Source organism: Streptomyces sp. PH10-H1 (assembly GCF_030063355.1).
GTDB lineage: Bacteria > Actinomycetota > Actinomycetes > Streptomycetales > Streptomycetaceae > Actinacidiphila.
The window spans coordinates 1-776 of the sequence record NZ_JASISZ010000233.1; the positions used below are offsets into that span (position 1 = coordinate 1).

At 70.9% G+C, this 776-nt stretch carries 1 protein-coding gene; it reads right to left on the reverse strand.

Going from position 1 to position 776, the window contains the following annotated elements:
- Window positions 1-65: 65 nt before the first annotated feature.
- Window positions 66-776 (reverse strand): hypothetical protein (locus QMK24_RS41375; protein WP_283472073.1); only part of this gene is annotated, 711 nt, incomplete at its 5' end.

Sequence of the window (776 nt, forward strand, 5' to 3'; positions counted from 1 at the left end):
TGCGCGGACAGGTGCCCCCACCACATCCCCCGCCTGACACTTTCCCCACCAGCCCAACTTCGCTGTCACAAACTAGCGTTGGTCCAACTTCGGTGGCAAACGACCCATCTTCGCTGGCACAGGTCAATGACGGGCCTTGCAGCGACGGCGTGCTGCACTGCTGCACGCCAGATGTCCCCGGCCGGTGTCACCTGCGCTGCAAGTTCTTCGTACTCGGCGAGCGCCGCGTCTTCGGCGGGGTAGCGGAACGGCCTTGTCGGCAGCATGTCCGGGTGCTTGTCGCGCCAGTCCCGCAGTTTCCCGATCGCGTCGGCGCTGGTGTGCCAGCACGCGGCCAGCACCTGGTTCACCAGTCCGGCCGCGAGGCGCACCGTCACCCGCTCGGGCCAGCCGCCGTCGCGGGTGCCGGGCCAGCGGCCCGGGTTCTTCGCCTGCGCCGGCAGCATCGGCCAGTCCCGGTCCCAGCCGAGCGCCGCCAGCTCGGTCCGTACCCCGAACGCCACCAGCCCGTCCAACGTGTCGGCCAACTCGCCGGCCTCGCGCAGGTGCGCCCGGTACATCGCCCACTGCGCTCGCTTTGCCGCGGCCTCCCGGCCGGGAAGTCCGTCCCAGTTCCACTGTGCCGACGTCGACAGCGCCCGCGCCCTGGCCCGCTCGGCCTTGAACAGCGGCCGCATGTCGGCGAGCTGCCGCTTGGTGCCGTACGCGACGCGGGCGGTGACGGTGATGGTGCCGGCCTCGGTCATGCCGAACATCATCTCGCCCCACCCACCCAC